The sequence below is a fragment of the Hymenobacter sp. M1-2 genome (assembly GCF_057808495.1).
The window spans coordinates 334,704-350,650 of record NZ_JBTYZO010000002.1 but is presented as its reverse complement, the minus strand read 5'-3'; the positions used below and the strand labels follow the sequence as shown (position 1 = coordinate 350,650).

The 15,947-nt window shown below is 56.8% G+C and carries 16 protein-coding genes and 1 tRNA gene; 3 read left to right on the top strand and 14 right to left on the bottom strand.

The window, feature by feature from the left end:
- Positions 1-380: 380 nt before the first annotated feature.
- The 8 genes from ACYSMN_RS03615 to rpmH all read right to left on the bottom strand — a co-directional run bounded on the left by ACYSMN_RS03615 (position 381) and on the right by rpmH (position 6,968).
- Entirely contained in the window at positions 381-1,013 is a 633-nt protein-coding gene (locus ACYSMN_RS03615; protein WP_488922473.1) for an HD domain-containing protein, read from the bottom strand.
- Positions 1,014-1,039: 26 nt separating this feature from the next.
- Entirely contained in the window at positions 1,040-2,344 is a 1,305-nt protein-coding gene (locus ACYSMN_RS03610) for an APC family permease (protein WP_488922472.1), read from the bottom strand.
- Between the two features lie 175 nt (positions 2,345-2,519).
- Positions 2,520-3,029 carry a DUF2480 family protein gene (locus tag ACYSMN_RS03605; RefSeq protein WP_488922471.1) on the bottom strand — a complete coding sequence of 170 codons (510 nt, stop codon included), beginning with the start codon at positions 3,027-3,029 and terminating at the stop codon, positions 2,520-2,522.
- 99 nt (positions 3,030-3,128) lie between these two features.
- Entirely contained in the window at positions 3,129-3,830 is a 702-nt protein-coding gene (gene tsaB, locus ACYSMN_RS03600) for a tRNA (adenosine(37)-N6)-threonylcarbamoyltransferase complex dimerization subunit type 1 TsaB (protein WP_488922470.1), read from the bottom strand.
- A gap of 30 nt (positions 3,831-3,860) precedes the next feature.
- Complete coding sequence (locus ACYSMN_RS03595; RefSeq protein ID WP_488922469.1) at positions 3,861-4,574, bottom strand: hypothetical protein; 714 nt, start codon at positions 4,572-4,574, stop codon at positions 3,861-3,863.
- Positions 4,575-4,637: 63 nt separating this feature from the next.
- Positions 4,638-6,329: a S41 family peptidase gene (locus ACYSMN_RS03590; protein WP_488922468.1), complete on the bottom strand. Its 1,692-nt coding sequence runs from the start codon at positions 6,327-6,329 to the stop codon at positions 4,638-4,640.
- Between the two features lie 26 nt (positions 6,330-6,355).
- The gene (locus tag ACYSMN_RS03585; protein ID WP_488922544.1) at positions 6,356-6,766 is read right to left on the bottom strand and encodes a ribonuclease P protein component; all 411 of its coding nucleotides are present in this window, start codon (positions 6,764-6,766) and stop codon (positions 6,356-6,358) included.
- 43 nt (positions 6,767-6,809) lie between these two features.
- Positions 6,810-6,968: a 50S ribosomal protein L34 gene (rpmH, locus tag ACYSMN_RS03580; RefSeq protein WP_488922467.1), complete on the bottom strand. Its 159-nt coding sequence runs from the start codon at positions 6,966-6,968 to the stop codon at positions 6,810-6,812.
- A gap of 241 nt (positions 6,969-7,209) precedes the next feature.
- Here rpmH and ACYSMN_RS03575 point away from each other — a divergent pair, with 241 nt between their 5' ends.
- Positions 7,210-8,946: a M61 family metallopeptidase gene (locus ACYSMN_RS03575; RefSeq protein ID WP_488922466.1), complete on the top strand. Its 1,737-nt coding sequence runs from the start codon at positions 7,210-7,212 to the stop codon at positions 8,944-8,946.
- A gap of 23 nt (positions 8,947-8,969) precedes the next feature.
- Positions 8,970-9,785 carry a TolB-like translocation protein gene (locus ACYSMN_RS03570; protein ID WP_488922465.1) on the top strand — a complete coding sequence of 272 codons (816 nt, stop codon included), beginning with the start codon at positions 8,970-8,972 and terminating at the stop codon, positions 9,783-9,785.
- Between the two features lie 78 nt (positions 9,786-9,863).
- On the opposite strand, the gene ACYSMN_RS03565 is transcribed toward ACYSMN_RS03570, so the two are convergent.
- From ACYSMN_RS03565 to ACYSMN_RS03555, 3 genes are all read right to left on the bottom strand, one after another.
- The gene (locus tag ACYSMN_RS03565; protein WP_488922464.1) at positions 9,864-10,139 is read right to left on the bottom strand and encodes a hypothetical protein; all 276 of its coding nucleotides are present in this window, start codon (positions 10,137-10,139) and stop codon (positions 9,864-9,866) included.
- Positions 10,140-10,304: 165 nt separating this feature from the next.
- Positions 10,305-11,240 carry a PfkB family carbohydrate kinase gene (locus ACYSMN_RS03560; RefSeq protein WP_488922463.1) on the bottom strand — a complete coding sequence of 312 codons (936 nt, stop codon included), beginning with the start codon at positions 11,238-11,240 and terminating at the stop codon, positions 10,305-10,307.
- A 157-nt stretch (positions 11,241-11,397) separates the two neighbouring features.
- A tRNA-His gene (locus tag ACYSMN_RS03555) sits at positions 11,398-11,471 on the bottom strand.
- 344 nt (positions 11,472-11,815) lie between these two features.
- Here ACYSMN_RS03555 and ACYSMN_RS03550 point away from each other — a divergent pair.
- Positions 11,816-13,243: a DEAD/DEAH box helicase gene (locus tag ACYSMN_RS03550; protein ID WP_488922462.1), complete on the top strand. Its 1,428-nt coding sequence runs from the start codon at positions 11,816-11,818 to the stop codon at positions 13,241-13,243.
- 219 nt (positions 13,244-13,462) lie between these two features.
- Here the strand turns inward: ACYSMN_RS03550 and ACYSMN_RS03545 are convergent, their stop codons facing one another.
- The 3 genes from ACYSMN_RS03545 to ACYSMN_RS03535 form a co-directional block, all read right to left on the bottom strand.
- Positions 13,463-13,876 carry a hypothetical protein gene (locus ACYSMN_RS03545; RefSeq protein WP_488922461.1) on the bottom strand — a complete coding sequence of 138 codons (414 nt, stop codon included), beginning with the start codon at positions 13,874-13,876 and terminating at the stop codon, positions 13,463-13,465.
- A 302-nt stretch (positions 13,877-14,178) separates the two neighbouring features.
- On the bottom strand, positions 14,179-14,874 hold the full coding sequence (gene upp / locus ACYSMN_RS03540) for a uracil phosphoribosyltransferase (protein ID WP_488922460.1): 696 nt from the start codon (positions 14,872-14,874) through the stop codon (positions 14,179-14,181).
- Positions 14,862-15,803 carry a GNAT family N-acetyltransferase gene (locus ACYSMN_RS03535; protein ID WP_488922459.1) on the bottom strand — a complete coding sequence of 314 codons (942 nt, stop codon included), beginning with the start codon at positions 15,801-15,803 and terminating at the stop codon, positions 14,862-14,864. Before ACYSMN_RS03535 ends, upp begins: the two co-directional genes overlap by 13 nt.
- Positions 15,804-15,947 lie beyond the last annotated feature (144 nt).

Sequence of the window (15,947 nt, the reverse complement as noted above, 5' to 3'; positions counted from 1 at the left end):
GCACGGAGAGGCCGCATGTTCTATTCCTAACACGGTTGCCAAAGCGCTGAGTCCTGGGGGTAGAGTTCCGGAGGAGTACTGGCGGCAGTCTTCAGCCGACAAGGTCGGCGCGACTGCCAGCCACGAAGCTTGGCAAGTCTTCAGACTTGCGGTATTGGAGGTAGCGGTGTATGGGTAGAAGCTGTGACAGAAGCCGCCAACATTAAGTGATATGTCATGCTAGATCAAGCATGACGTTCTTTTGATTTCTTAAACGGCTTTGTTGTCAGTCTGAAGACTGACCTGGCTTTTGAGGCTGGCAGTCGCGCCGACCTTGTCGGCTGAAGACTGCCGCCAGCACTGCCTGCCGTCAGCACTGTGTCGGCGCTGCTAGCGCCGGCTTACAGAGCTTGTAGCTCGGTTTGCAAATTGCGGCGGGCCGCGTCTTCCAGGCGCGTATGGTAGACGGCGGTGCGGTACAGTGCGGGAGCAGCCAGCATCTTTTCCAGCACTTTGCGGCGGCCAGGACGATAAAGCATATCCGGCACCAGGCGATACTCTCGCCGTATTTGTCGGGCGTATTCTTGATACTGTGCTTCCGGAGCGCCTAGAATACCGAGGTCGGCGTCGAGGAAGAACAGCAGGTCCGCGTCGTCTGAAGGCTGCGGCTGGGTATGGTCCTGGGTGCGGGCAATGAGGAAAGCTACCCGCTCCTGCCGCGCCGCAGACAATGAAGTGCCCGCCAAAAACTGCCGCGCCAGCTCGGCGCTACGGGTTTCATTGTCGGAGCGCAACGGGTTGTACACGGCATCGTGAAACCATACGGCCAGCTGCACCACTTCCGGGTCACGGAGCTGGTTGGCGGCCTGGTCGGTGGCATCGAGCAGCGCCTGAATGTGCGTGAGCGTGTGGTAGTGCCGCCCCTTTTCCTGGTACGCTGCCGCCAGTTGCTCAAAGGCGGCAGTGCGGCGGGACTCATCAGGAAGCAGAGGCTCCGTGAGACGGTGCCAGCGGGCGGCGAGGGAGGCGACCATAAGGGTAGATTAAAGCGACTCGGCGGCTACTTCCGCCGGCTCAGAAAATATAATACCAGACCAGCCAACACCGTCAGCACTCCGTAGAGTGACTCCGTAGGCTTGTCGTGGATGATGAACCAGAGCGTCCAGATGCTGAGGCCCAGAAAGAGTAGCGGCGTAACCGGGTAACCCCAGGCGCGGTAAGGACGCGGCAAGTCGGGCTGCCGCCAACGCAGAATAAACAGGCCCAGCACCGTCAGAAACGTGAATAGGTTGAGCACGAAGCCGGCGTACAGTAAGACTTGCTCGAAAGTAGCCGTCAGAATGAACGTCAGAGTGAGGGCTGTTTGCAGCAGCATGCTCCGCACCGGAACGCCCGCCGGGCTCAGGTGAGCCAGACCTCGCAGCGGCGGTAGGTCTTCGCCCATCACCTGTACAATGCGTGGCCCGGCAAAAATCATGGAGCTAATCGTTGATACCAGCAACATGGCAATCAACCCGCCCATGAGCCGGCCACCTGCACTGCCAAACAGCTCCGTAGCCGCCACAAACCCCACTTCCGCCTGTCCCGCCAGCTTGGCAATGGACGTCGAATACAGAAATACAAAGTTCAGAGCCACATACAGCACCATCACGAGTGCCGTGCCCGTGAGCAGAATGCGGGGCAAGGTCCGTTGCGGCTCCTGCACTTCTCCCGTAGCATATACGGCCGCGTTCCAGCCCGAATAAGCATACGACACATACACCAACGACACCGCAAAGGCCGGGCTCAACAGCTCCCGCCACCCCACTGCTGAAGGCTCAAAAGAGAGTGGCTGCGGCACGGCCACCACTAGCCCCACACCCACAAACACCACCAGCACCAGTACCTTCACGGCCGTCACGAGCACTTGCAGCCGGCTGCCGGCCCGCTTGTTGGTGGCGTGCACCGCCGTGAGGGCCACCACCACCAGCACGGGCAACACCTGCGGATGCAGCCCCGGCCACACGCTCCGCGCGTACTTGCCCAGCGCCATAGCCGCCAGCGCAGTAGGCGCCGCAAACCCCACTGTAGCCGACACCCAGCCCGACAGAAATCCTACTGCCGGATGGTAAATGCGCGACAAGTAATGATACTCGCCACCCGAGCGGGGCAGCGCCGCCGCTAACTCACCGTAGCTCAGCGCCCCGCACAACGCCACCACACCACCCACGGCCCACAACATCAGCAGTGCAAACCCGCTCTTAATATCTATCACCTGAAACCCCAGGCTAGTAAATACGCCCGTGCCCACCATATTGGCCACCACGATGGATATGCCCGTCAGAACACTGATTTTGTAAGGCGAGTTAGCAGAAGGATCAGGCATGCGGATGAGTTTGGTGGCTTAAAGATGCAGAAACTCGCCACTGCTTTCACACTCTCGTCCCCTTGCCGCTCTTTCCGCTGCATCACGCTAACGTCAGCCAACCTTAGCTGCTTCATTCACCAGCAATAAAAAAGCCCGGCAGTGATGCTGCCGGGCTTTTTTTTGAGAAGTCAATTTAGGCTTTCGGCCGCTTGTAGAGCGGAACGGTGCTGCATGGTTCCCCGTACATCACGCTGCTCACTACGGGCAGCAGCTTCTGCATAATGGCTACGTAAGCGTAGGTAGGCACGGCTTTTTCGCCGCAACCTTTCACCACTACCTTGGCGTCGCGGTAGTCCTCGGCGTTGATATTGGCAATAGCTTCTTGGAATAGCTCCTGCTCCAACGCCTCCAGGTTGCCGAATACGTAGCGGTGAGCGTGGCCGTGCAGTTTGGATGCCAACAGCATGTAGGCCCAGGTGGGCACAATAGCATCGGCGGAGCAGATGATGGCTACGTTTTTGCCGTCGTACTGGCTCCAGTCATGAGTTTTGATGAACTCGCGGAAGTCCTTCTCACGCAGCATCAGGCCGTGGAAAAGGTTGTCCTTGATGTCGTACACAACCCGCTCGCCGGGGTGCTGCAGTTCCTCCAGGTTCAGCGAAGTCAGGGCGCTGGTGGCAACGCGGTTGATGATTTCTTCCATTTTATATAGTGCTTGGTGCTTAGTGCCCAGCGCTTGGTATTGTAGAACTTAGAACTTGAACAACTTAAGCACTAAGCACCAGCAACCCAGCACTAAAATCTACGCTTTGCTTTTTGGTGTGGTGGTGTACACTTCCTTCAAATAAAACGGCTCGTAGTAGGCCACATCCCGAAACTCGCCGCGCTGGTAAGCTTCCACCGCCAACGCCCCTACGGCTACTGCCGAAGGCTCGATGCCAGTCAGAAAGGATACGTTGGGTTTGTCTTGGGCGAGTGACTGAAACTTGGCCGCGCCGTTTCCGAAGCATAACAAGCGGTGGTGGGCAGTTTGTTCGGCCAGCACCGTTTCATCGAGTACGAGTGGCGTTGGGGCCAGCACTTCGGTACCATTGTGCCGATAGAGCGCCGTGTATACTTCCATCCGCCGGGCATCCAGCATCGGGCAAAACAGCACTTCTTCCGCCGCAGCCGTGACGGCCGCCACTTGCCGCGCCAGCGCCTGCAACGTACTCACCGCCACCAACGGAATATCCAGCGCGTAACACAGCCCCTTCGCCGCCGCCGCCCCAATCCGCAGCCCAGTGTAGGAGCCCGGCCCATCCGAAACGGCCACCGCCGCCACGTCCGATAACGTGTGCAGCGAGTTTTCCAGCAGCTGGCTTATTAGTACGCTCAGGTGCGAGGAGTGCGACTTCTCCAGCCGCAACTCCGACTGCCCTACCAATTTGCCACTGTCTAGCTGGTGCAAGGCAACGGAGCAGACGGGAGACGAAGTTTCAAGAGAGAGAATAAGGGAAGCCATGCGGCAAAGGTACACCCAACGATAAACAGCCTACTCTGCAATCATTGCATCCGGATGCTTCCGATGATTGGTCAACCGCAACAGCTGAATGCCAATGTCCTTTATCGGGTGTTCTTCCAGGTCCGTCGTGACTTCATGGTACTTGCCGTTACGGTACACTTGCAGCGTCCAGCTTGAGCCATCGACATGCAGCGGCGCCGGATATTTCCTTTTCATATGCCAGAGACGAATGGAATCCAGCGTTTTAATCACGGCAGGAAGTTTGTTGTCCGACAACAGATGCACACTTTGCTTGAATACGTACGGCGGTATCTTTCCTGAGTATGTATTTCCCTGCACAACGGTGAAATCAGTATTCAACGCTTCAGAATCCCGCTTGTACATAGCAAACCACTTCTCGTGAACCTCGCGCTTCTGGCTCGTATCGGACAGAATAATAGTAGGTCGGTTTTCAAGCCGCAGGATGGTTAAGCCACGAAACACCCGCCACCAGATTACCTGCACCGCGACTCTCGCCGTGTCATCTATTTGTTGATAGTCTTCCTCGAAGCATCTTTTATAAAACGCTTGTCTCTTCTGGCATTCCGTTAGCGAATTGATGAACCGGATGGTGTCAATACTAAAATTGGTGCTGCAAGAATCCGCAGCTACAGTTGAAATAACCTCCTTCTTCCCTTCGGTCTTCCCACTACAGGAACCAATAAAAAGGAACAGCAGCCCCCAGCAGTAAGCAGTTACTCTCATAAGCCACCATGAAAAAAGCAGCTTCACTAGGAAGCTGCTTTTTCGTTATACCAAAATACAGAACTACCTTCTGGTACTGCCGCCCTTCACGGCGCTGGCGGCGCGGCCGTTGGGCCGTAGCAAAGCCGCGTAGCGGTTTGGGTCGTTGAGCACGTTCATGGCCATCAGGATATTCGGGTCGTCGTCGAAAGTGGCTTCAATCTGGCCTTTTTGGAAATAGTAGCGCGACACGATTTCCTGCTCCAGCAAGTCCTTGATTTCGGGCTTGAAGCGGATCAAGTCGTTGCTTTTGTTGGTGGAAACCTTACGGCGCATGGCTTCCAGCTCGTTTTTCACGTCGTCGTAGTGCTTCTCTTCCTTCACCTTCTTGGTTAGGTCGCTGATGGCTTTCTCGGCGTCGGTGCTGTAGCTGATGTCCTTGCCCTTCAGGAATTCGGTGAACTTTTGGTAGTCCGCATCGGTGAGCTTGAATTGCCGGGCCGGGGTGATGGTGGCGTGCTCAGCACGGTAGCGCGTGGCGTAATCGAAGAGGTAATTTTTTTGCAACAACACGCGGGTGATGTCAGCAATTTCGCGGTCCTGTACTTCCACATCGGGCGCTACGCCGCCACCGTCGTACACGGTGCGGCCGGCTTGCGTTTTGAACGCCGTACGTAGTGAGTCCGGTACTTTGCCCAGCGAGCCATCGTCGGCGCGGTGCGCGTAGTCGATTTCCTGGATGCAGCGGCCGCTAGGAATGTAATATTTGGCGGTCGTTACTTTGAGCTGCGAATTGTAGCTCAGCGGCCGGGTAGCTTGTACTAGCCCCTTGCCAAAGGTCCGCTCGCCTACTACCACGGCGCGGTCATAGTCTTGTAGCACCCCTGACACGATTTCCGAAGCCGAAGCCGAACGGTTCGACGTGATAATAACCACCGGCATTTGCGTGTCGAGCGGCATATCGAGCGCCTTATAGGTCTTGTTCCACTCGGTCACTTTGCCTTTCGTGCTCACGATATCGAGGCCCTTTTCCACGAACAGGTTGGAGATGTTTACTGCTTCATTGAGCAATCCGCCAGGGTTGTCGCGGATATCGAACACCACTTTCTTGGCGCCTTGCTCCTTGAGCTTAGTAAGCGCGATGCGCACTTCCTTGCCGGCATCTACCGTGAAACCAGAAAGCTGGAAATACCCAATATCGTTGGTAATCATGCCGTAGTACGGCACGTTGTCGACCTGAATTTTGTCGCGCGTGATGTTTACTTCGACTGGCGCAGGCTGACCATAGCGTGTCACCATGAGCTTCACCTGCGAGTTGGCCTGGCCCTTCAGCAGCTTGCTGATATCGGAGTTGTTCTTCTTATCAAGGTTGACACCATTGATAGTCAGAATCTCGTCGCCGGGCAGTAACCCTGCTTTTTGCGCGGGGTAGCCTTCGTAAGCAGCCTGCACCACGGTTTTGTTGTTGCGCTTCACCACTACCGCCCCAATACCGCCATACTGGCCCGTCGTGAGGGTGCGGAAGTCCTCGATATCGTCTTCGGGAATGTAATTGGTGTAGGGGTCCAGCGACTTAAGCATCGCGTCGATGCCGGTCTTGACCAGCTTCGCGGGTGGCACCTCGTCCACGTAATACGTATTCACCTCCTTGAAAAGGGTGGCGAAAATGTCGAGGTTTTTGGCGATTTCGAAATACCGCTCATTGTCGGAGCGGAAGGAAACCAGCAGTGCGGCGCCGCTCAGCAGAGCCCCGGCCACGATAGACTTTTTGCGCATAGATCAGGAGGAGCAAATAAACGACCCTACGAAGCAGACGCTACCCCGGTCAACGGGGTTGCGTTGGTCAGCAAACGCTCCAGCCCTGAAATTAATTTTTTTTCAACCACCGTGAAAGGCTTTTTTTCCTTCCCAGTGTAGATAATTGCCAAAAGCCCGACAGCATGGCCTCCTTCGGCCTCTGTCAGGCGGTATTTATTGAGCCGATATGCCTCGCGTAGCAGCCGCTTGAAGTAGTTTCGGTCGACAGCGCGCTTGAAATTGCGCTTGCTCACGCTCACGAGTACCTGTGGTGGTGCGGAGGTGGGGGCTTCGGTGGGCAGCCAGATGAGCCGCAAGGGGTATAAACCAAAAGAAGAACCCCGGCCGAAAAGCTCGTCAATGAGCTTCTTGCGGCACAAGTGTTCTTCTTTCGGAAACGAGTACGAGCGCTCCACCAGCCCAGAGGTGGGAAGCACGGCCCCAGCCGTGGTCAGCGGGTTAGCGCTTATGACGACCTTCGTCGGATACGGTCAGGCGCTTGCGGCCTTTGGCACGACGGGAGGCCAGCACGCGGCGGCCGTTAACAGTTTCCATGCGCGAGCGGAAACCGTGCTTGTTGCGGCGCTTGCGCTGCGAGGGCTGAAAAGTACGTTTCATGGTATGTCTAGTGACTCAATTACAGGTAGGGCCGGCAAAGGTAAGCGCTTGAGTCGGAAATGACAAAGCCTATATCTTCTTTTTCCATTCCCTGTCTTTATCACCCACTAAGAATTAGGCAGCTAGAGATAATTGCCCCATCTCTTTCGGCAGACCAGAAACGGCTATTTTCCCGCATTTTTCCGGCCGGAGAAATGTACCTTTGTTTTGGGTTTTCCGCCCTCTCCCGCCTTCCTTTTCCATGATTCATTACTACGTCTCGTTCGAGAACCCGCTTACCTTTTACGTGCAGTTGCTCATGACTTTCGAGGTGCCCGCCGCGGGCCCCGAAACGGTGGAGCTACAGCTTCCCGCCTGGCGACCGGGGCGCTATGAGCTGCAAAACTTTGCCCAAAAAATTCAGCGGGTAGAAGTAGTGGATGCCGCTTCCCAGCAGGCGCTGCCAACCCGGAAACTTACCAAAGACCGGTGGGAAGTGGCTTCGGCGGCTGGCCGCACGGTGCAGGTGCGCTATAATTTCTACGCTCACCAAATGGATGCCGGCGGCTCTTGGCTAGACGAGACGCAGCTCTACCTGAACCCGGTGCAGGGCTTCATGTACGTGGAGGGCCGGCAGAATGAGTCTTGCCAGGTGCAGCTCCAGTTGCCGGAAGGCTGGCAGCTGGCGTGCGGTCTGCCCCAAAGCGGGCCTAACGTGCTGCAAGCCCAGAGCTTCGACCACCTCGCCGATTCGCCCCTCATTGCTAGCCCCACGCTGCAATACCGCAACTACGAGGTGCAGGGCCTACCTTTCTACATCTGGATACAAGGAGAGTGTGATGTTGATTGGCCGCAGCTGGTGGCTGACTTTCGGGCATTCAGCGAAGAGCAATTGCAGCTATTCGGTTCGTTTCCGGCCCAGGATTATCATTTCCTGAACCAGATTCTGCCTTATAAGCACTACCACGGCGTAGAGCACCTCAACTCGACGGTAATTGTACTCGGGCCAGGGGAACAGCTCATGACCGAGGGCTTATATAAGGAGCTGCTGGGTGTGAGCTGCCACGAGCTGTTTCACGCCTGGAATATCAAGAGCATCCGGCCGGCTGAAATGCAGCCGTACGACTACTCCAAAGAGAATTATTTCCGCACCTGCTTCATTGCCGAGGGCATCACCACGTACTACGGCGAGTATTTACTGGCCCGCGCCCAGGTGCGCACCGCCGAGCAGTATTTCGCGGAGTTGAACACCGTATTGCGCAAGCACTACGAGGATTATGGCCGCTATAATCTTTCCCTCGCCGATGCCAGCATGGACCTCTGGCTCGATGGCTACAAACCCGGCGTGCCCGACCGTAAAGTGTCGGTCTACCACAAAGGTGCTTTGGTGGCTCTCCTGCTCGACCTTACGCTCCGCCGCCTTTCGCAGCACCAGCGCAGCCTCGATGACGTGATGCGCCGCCTGTGGGAGGAGTTCGGCAAGACGGGCATCGGCTACACCGAACAGGATTACGCGCGGATTGTGACGGAAGTAGCCGGGCGCGATATGCAGGCCTATTTCGACAAGTTTATCTACGGCACGGCCCCGCTGGAAGAGCCGCTCGATAAAGCGCTGAGCTTCGTGGGCTGCACGTTGCACATCGAGGAAAATCAGTCGGTGGCGGAAGGTGTATTTGGGTTCCGGGCAGTAGTAAAGAACGAGCGCACGGAAATCACCGACATCCTGCCCGGCTCCCCCGCCGCGGCAGCCTTCACCGTCGACGATGAAATACTGGCAGTGAACGGGCGCCGGGTAGCCATGAATCTGCAAAGCCTGCTTTCTAGCAGCTCCGAAACTCAATACGAGGTCAGCGTGTTTCGCCAGAACCGACTCCTAACCGTGCCGCTGACGGCGCAGGATGGGCAGCGGTTTTGGCAAAAATTTACCATTGAAAAGCTTCCAGAGGCTACTGCTGAGCAGCAGGCTAGTTTCCGGAGCTGGATGAAACAGGAGTTCTAAGCGCAGCATTTTTACCCTTCCCCATGTGTCGGCTTCGTGCACTAGTAGTGGTTTTACCACTGGCAGTGCTCTTGTTGAGTTGTTCTTACCGCGGCCCGTCCGAGCGGGCGCAGCCTGGTGTACCCGTTACGGTACCTGTAGCACCGCTGCCCCGGCCCCAACCGCCGCGCATTTACCGTCTCGGTCACCTCGATACGCTGGTGCAAGTGCCGGGCCGAGTGCTGCCTATTCACCAAGCCTCGCGGGGCGTGTACGAAAAGTTGCCGCAGCCCTTGGTGCTGCCCGCCGCGCCGGCTTCGGCTGAGGAAGAAGAAGCATTTGATTTCGAGGCCGAGGAGCGCCGCCGCCTGCGCACAGCCGGTCCTGGCGTGCGCCGGATCGGCTCCACGCTCGTGTTGCAGCCAAGCAAAGCCCGAACCATCCGGCTGCGCAATAATCCCACTGAAAACCCCGATGCCAATATCGGCTTTGAGTACATGGCTAGTCTGCCCAAAATCAAGCAGTGGCTGGTATCCGTGCACCTCTACGAAGGCGGCTATTTTATGCTGATTGACCAGCGCACGGGCCGCCGTACCCGGGTCTGGAGCGCACCCGCCGTAGCGCCCGATGGCCGCCATTTCGTGTGCGGCAACTCCGATGTATTAGCCCACTATGAGCCCAGCGGCTTGCAGCTGTGGGCTATGGACGGCAGCGCGCCGCGTATGCTATGGGAGCGCCAAACCGAGTGGGGCTGCACCCAACCACGCTGGCTTGACAATAAAACCATCCTCTTCGAGCAGGATTTCTTCGACAACGGCGACGTCGACACCCGCGTTGTGCGCCTGACGGTTGTGCCGTAGCGGAATGCTGAAGAAACCACCAAACACAACAAGACCTTCCTGAAGCTTCAGGAAGGTCTTGTTGTGTTCAGCAACCACCTATTTCTGGTTTTGCTGGCTTGGGTTGGGGCTGTTGCGCGGCTTGTTGATGCGGCTGTGGCGCACCTCGTTGAAATTGCCGCCCGGCGTGTTGTTCTTGATGTCGTTGCCGGTCTCGGTGATATGGTTTTGGTTCACGTTCTGAACTTGCGTACCACCCGTATTGGCCCGCGTGTCGGGGTCTACGGAGGCGGGCATTTGCTGCAGGGCATCGGGTCCCATCGGCGAGTCTTGCTTCTGATTCGAAGCCGGGTTTTCTTTCTTATGCTTGGACATGGCGGTAGAGGCTAAGGGTGGATAACTTCCTTTTCTTTTACCCTGCTGCCGTACCTAGGGTTGTGAAAACAACGCAGTTTCTAAATGCACAACGGGCGAAAAATGAAGCATGGGCTGCTTCACTTTCCGCCCGTTGTGTCTAGAAAAATCTGCTTCTACAGCTGCTTATGCATTTTGCTCCGCCGTGGCGGGCACCACTGCCACAAGGTCGGCGAACTGCTGCTCGCGGGCCTCAATTTCTTCTTGGCTCAGGTTCAGCAGACGCTCCACTCCAAACTTCTCCACGCAGAACGAAGCCATAGCCGAACCATGAACTACGGCGCGCTTCATATTGTCGAAGCTGATGTCGTCGGTGGCGGCGAGGTAGCCGATGAAGCCGCCCGCGAAGGTGTCGCCGGCGCCGGTGGGGTCGAATACTTCTTCCAGCGGCAGCGCCGGCGCGAAGAAAATCTGCTTCTTGTGAAAAAGCAGCGCGCCGTTTTCACCCTTCTTGATGATGAGATACTTAGGGCCCATCTCCATGATGATTTTGGCGGCTTTCACGAGCGAGTGCTGGCCCGAAAGCTGGCGGGCTTCCTCATCGTTGATGCTGAGCACGTCCACCATTTCGATGGTCGTTTTCAGCTCTTCCAGCGCCACATCCATCCAGAAATTCATCGTGTCCATCACAATGAGCTTGGGCCGGTTTACCAGACGCTGAATCACGAGGCGCTGGATCTGGGGCGTGAGGTTGCCCAGCATCAGGTACTTGCAATCCTGGTAAGAATCTGGAATGATGGGGTCGAAATCGGCCAGCACGTTCAGTTCCGTAGCCAGCGTTTCGCGCGAGTTCAGGTCGTTGGAGTATTTGCCCGACCAGAAGAACGACTTTTCGCCCTGCTTGATTTGCAGACCTTCGGTGTCGGCGCCGTGCTGTTGGAGCAGTTCAATATCCGACTGCAAAAAATCGTCGCCTACTACGGCTACCAGTTTCACTGGCTTCACGGAATAGCTCGCCGACAGCGCAATGTAGGTGGCGGCGCCACCAATGATTTTGTCGGTTTTGCCAAAAGGCGTTTCCAGCGCGTCGAACGCCACGGATCCGATAACAACCAGACTCATACTCAGAAAGGGAAAAGGTGATTCATGCAATATGCAATTGTCCTGCAACGCCGCAAATATCCAAATCCTTCCGCAGTTGAGCAGATTTTGCGAAATGATGCGCGCCGGGCAAATAAAAAAGGCCTCAAACGTAACGTCTGAGGCCTTTTCTGCTGTGGGTAAGTAATGGGGCTCGAACCCACGACCTTCGGAATCACAATCCGACGCTCTAACCAGCTGAGCTATACCTACCGTGTTGAGGATATGGAGCGACAAAAGTAGCGCATGGACGGGGATTTGCAAATTTTAGGGCAGTTTTTTCGCGTGCTTGCGTAACGCCCTGTTTGTCATTGCGAGCAGCGCGACGCAATCCTTCCTCACTCTTCGCGAAGCCCACTGAAGCGACAAGTGTTTTGCCGGCTAGAGTGGCACCTTAACATCAAAGGTGTGAGAAGTGTATGCAAGGAAATCTCTCAGCATGTAGAGAAAGGATTGCCACGGCTGCGCCTCGCAATGACAATACACTGACAGGAACTCGTAAGAACAGTGCCCGCCGGCATTAGCCGTACCTTTGCCTTTCGTACTACCCTTTTGCCATGTCTGATACGCCGCAGCCGCTTTCCTTTTCCGATTTTAAGCTTAACAAGCAGCTCCTCACGGCCGTAGCCGAGACCGGCTTCACCGAGCCCACGCCCGTGCAGGCGCTAACCATTCCGCTGCTGCTAGCTGGCCACGATGTGCTCGGCATCGCGCAAACCGGCACCGGCAAAACCGCCGCTTTCGGGCTGCCGCTGCTCATGAAGGTGAAGTATGCCCAGGGCACGCACCCACGGGCTTTGGTGCTGGCTCCTACCCGCGAGCTGGCCATGCAGTTGGAAAGCCACCTTAAGAAGCTGGCCGTGCATACCGACTTGCGCATTTTCGCCATCTATGGCGGTTTGGGGCCAAAAACGCAGATCGAAACCATTGCCCAAGGCGTCGATATTCTGATTGCCACACCGGGCCGATTGCTAGAGCTCTACCTGAAAGGCGACTTGGTGCTGAAGGAACTGAAAACGCTGGTACTTGATGAGGCTGACAAGATGATGGACATGGGTTTCATGCCCCAAATCCGCCGCATCCTGGAAGTAATTCCGAGTAAGCGGCAGAACGTGCTGTTTTCGGCCACTATGCCCGAAAAGGTGACGGTGTTGAGCGAGGAATTCCTGGAGTTTCCAGTGCGAGTGGAAGTAACACCCGCCGCCACCTCGGCCCAGACCGTGACGCAGCAGTTGTACCAGGTGCCCAACTTGGTCACCAAAATCAACCTGCTCGAATACCTCATGCTGGACTGGGACACCTTCACGCGGGTGATGATTTTTACGCGCACCAAGGAGCACGCCGAAAACGTGGCCAGCTTCCTGCAACGCAAAGCCCACGGCGAAGTGCGCGCCATTCACGGCAACAAGGGCCAGAACGTGCGTATCAATGCCATGGAAGCCTTCAAGGCTGGCGAAATACGGTTCCTCGTAGCCACCGACGTAGCGGCCCGTGGCATCGACGTGCCGCAGGTGAGCCACGTTATCAACTTCGATGTGCCGCTGGTATACGACGATTACGTGCACCGCATTGGCCGCACGGGCCGGGCGCAGCATACGGGTGCGGCCATCACCTTCGCCAACGAGGCCGAAATGCACCACATGCAACGCATAGCAGAGCTGATCCGGCAGGAGATTCCGCTGGTGCCGCTGCCCCCGGAAGTGGAAGTGGCCCCCACCACCTTCGACGAGCAGCAGAGCATGGACCGCGAAAAGGACGAGCGGCGCAAACGCGAAGACCCAGACTTCAAAGGCGCCTTCCACGAGCGGAAAGAGTGGGTGAAGCCCGGCGTCACCATCGACAAGCGCACCGGCCGTGAATACGTGGCGCGCCCCAACCGTAGTCAGAAAGGCAACAAAGCTAACCCCTCTAAAGGCAGCGCCTCCAAGCCCGGCGCAAAAGCTGTCAAAGCCGCTCAGGCCCGCGCCCGCAACCGGAGGAAATAAAGATCACGGATTAGCACGAATTTTAGCGAATTACACGGATTTTGTAGACGATTAAAAAACAGAACAGCTTGCCATTTGGCAAGCTGTTCTGTCTTCATTAGACCGGACTAGGAGATGTGCGCACCAGCTACAAAATCCGTGGAATCCGCTAAAATTCGTGCTAATCCGTGATCGGGTGCAAAATCTGTGGAATCCGAAAAATCCGCCCGAATCCGTGGTTCAGCGATAATGGTCGAATATGGCTAGGTGGCTGAATTTGATGGCTAGCAGGGTGAAAGCGGCGGCCCATATGGCTGCGCTCCAGAACATGTGAATCATGATGCGCCAGCGCGGCACGTGCAATTGTGTGGCGATGACGGTGCCCCCGATGGGGCTGAACAGGATGGGCGTCAGGAAGGCAATGCCGGGCATCCCGAAACGGCGATAAATGCTCACGATACGGCGGCTTTTGCGGCTGAACAGTGGCTTGCCTTTCTCTTCGCGCTTGCGCCGCTGATGCAGCGCCCACATCTTACCCACGCTCGAAATCAGCACCACCGTCGTCATCATACCCGCCACCGACAAAATCCAAATTAGACCAATTGGCAATCCGGCGGCAATACCCGCTACAGGAGCGGCCACGAACTTGACCATGCCCAACAGGAAAACCGCAGCGTATTTAACGAGATGAGGCAGCACAGCGAGGTTGGAAGTGTGAAGTAACCAGAGACCTAAACCCTAAAGTTAGTGAGAAGCCGAAGATGGTGATGGTTACGGAATAATGAAGTAGCGGAGAAATCTATTCTGTCGACTTCTGCTACCAAAAATTCCTGAATACCACCAAATTCCAACTCACGCAAGATAAGCAGCAGATGAGCTTGTTGGCTTGTACGTACAACACAAGCGGCATACGGCTGGCGACTCGCTTGTGGCTCGTTGCGAAACAAATTACTACTCTACAATTTGCTGCCGTAGGATAGGTCGCCGGCGTCGCCGAGGCCGGGGATGATGTAGGCCTGCGCGTTGAGGCCTTCGTCGATGGCGGCCACCCAGAGAGTAGCTTCGGGAATTTCGCGAGTCACGTTAGCCACGCCCTCCGGGGAGGCAATAACGGCGGCAATGTGCACTTGCCGCGGCGTACCGAAGCGCAGCATAGCCCGATACGTTTGCACCAGCGACTTACCAGAAGCCAACATGGGGTCCGCTAGAATCAGCACCCGCTCGTCGAGGCTGGGCGCGGAAAGGTAGTCGACTTGCACCTGTACCTGGGACGTGCCTTCGATGCGGTAGGCGGCCACGAAGGCACTCGGCGATTGGTCGAAGTAGTTGAGGAAACCCTGGTGAAATGGCAGGCCAGCCCGCAGTACGGTGGCTAGCACCGGGAAGTCGTGCAGGTGCAGGCTTCGCGACTCGCCAAGCGGCGTTTTCACGGTTTTTTCTACGTAGCTGAGCTGGGAGCTGATGCGGTAGGCAATGATTTCGCCGAGGCGCTGCAAGTTGCGGCGAAAGCGGAGCGAGTCGCGCTGCACTTCTACGTCGCGAAGCTCAGCGAGGAAGTGGTTGGCTACCGAAGGCTCGGCGCATACCACGTGGACGCGGCTATCGGGAGCAGCGGCAGGAGAATCGGCGGGGGAAGGAGTCAGCGCATCCATTGCAGATACCAAGGACGTTGAGTGGAAGAAAGGACCGCGTAAGGCACGGGCGTGGCCCCGAAATTGGCAAAAAAACGCGCAATCGACGGTATCATGCCGCCCTCAAAGTCGAGCACTAGCCCTGGCGTGCCGGCGTGCTGCCGAATTACGTAATCGAGCAGCAGCAGCGGGGCTCCGGCTTTCTTACCCGCCGATGATGCCGCCGCAAATAAATACACCAGCCGCGTCTGAAACTGCACGAATAACGCTCCAGCCAACATTTCACCTGTTTCAGGGTCGCGCACTTCCAGCGGCAGCGCCTGCCCGTGCTGCTGGAGCGAGATATATAAGGCCCGCAACTGCTGGTAGTGCTGCTCTTTGAGGCCCGCTGCTTCGCCACTGTGTTCCTGGAACAGGCTCAGCATCTTCTCTATGGAATCTGTGCGGCTCACTGTGAGCGGCGTGGGCAACTGGCCGTTCAGGCGCAACCGGCGGCGGTAATCGGCATTGTAGCTGGCCTGCAAAGTGTCGTAACTCGGGGCTAGGCTCAGTTGGTAAGTTACTCGCTCCGTCAGGTCGAAGCCGGGCGGAGCAGTGGCCAATTCGTGCTCGGTGTGCAGTTGGGAGTAGAAACGGGCGTAGCGCCCACGCAGCAGTGGTAGGTAATCGAGGAGGTGCGGATGGCGGCTGGCAGCGGTAGTGAGCAGGCCCAGCTGCTGTGTGAAGGGCGGCTGGTGCACTTCGCGGCCCCAAGGACGACGCTTTACGGGCAGCGGCAGCAAGGCCACGTACTCGCCCTTCGCTCCTATTTCTACCAGCGCATCCCAGCGGCCGGCCGTGGCGGCCAGCCACCAGCTTTGGGCGTACGGCACTGCCTGCCGGGCCTGAGCCACGCAAGCATCCCAGGCAGGCAGGTCGAGTTGATGATGACGAAGCAAACGAAGCGGCACGGAACAGAGCTAAAACAAGTGGATCAAAGGTAAGGGCCAGGGCTAGCCCGCGTGCCGTCGTACGAGCAACGGGGCCAGTTAAGTTTCTACCTTGTCTAATGTTTTAGAACTATACCAGTAAGATATATTCTTCACAGAGCTTTT